Source organism: Aminobacter sp. P4_D5, assembly GCF_056401815.1.
On record NZ_JBFUIP010000507.1, the window covers coordinates 1 to 874 of the forward strand.

1 protein-coding gene is annotated in these 874 nt (G+C 67.1%); it reads left to right on the forward strand.

Features of this window, described 5'->3' with window-relative positions:
• On the forward strand, nucleotides 1-874 hold an 874-nt coding region (locus AC1DWF_RS33115; protein WP_476842741.1), incomplete at both ends, for an acyl-CoA dehydrogenase family protein.

The window sequence follows — 874 nt, forward strand, 5'->3', positions numbered from 1 at the left end:
CTGCAACGGCGCCGCCTGCCACGCGCAGATGTACATCATGGGCACGATCCTGAAGCACGGCAGCGCCGAGCAGAAGCAGCGCTACCTCCCCGGCATCGCCGAGGGCACGCTGCGCCTGCAGGCCTTCGGCGTCACCGAGCCCACAAGCGGCACCGACACGACCGCGCTGCGCACCACGGCGGTGAAGCAGGGCAACGACAAGTACATCGTGAACGGCCAGAAGCTTTGGACCAGCCGCGCCGAGCATTCCGACCTCATGCTGCTGCTGGCGCGCACCACGCCGAAGGACCAGGTCGCGAAGAAGACCGAGGGCCTCTCGACCTTCATCGTGGACATGCGCACGGCGAACGGCCTCACCGTCCGTCCCATCCGCACGATGATGAACCACAACTCCTGCGAGGTCTTCTTCGACAACATGGAGGTCTCCGCGGAGAACCTCATCGGCSYCGAGGGCAAGGGCTTCCGCTAYATCCTCGACGGCATGAACGCCGAGCGCCTGCTGATCGCCTCGGAGAGCATCGGCGACGCCAAGTGGTTCACCCAGAAGTCCGTCGCCTATKCGAAGGAGCGCGTSSTCTTCGGCCGKCCCATCGGSCAGAACCAGGGCGTGCAGTTCCCCATCGCCAAGGCCTACGCGCAGATGCGCGCGGCCGAGGCGCTGCTGCACAAGGGGCTCGAGAAGTTCGAGGCCGGCCTGCCCTGCGGCGAGGAGGCCAACACCGCCAAGATGCTCGCCGCTGACGCCGCCTGGGCCGCGGCCGAGGCCTGCGTGCAGACCCATGGCGGCTTCGGCTTCGCCGAGGAGTACGATGTGGAACGCAAGTTCCGCGAGGCGCGGCTCTACCAGGTGGCGCCGATCAGCACGAACCTGATC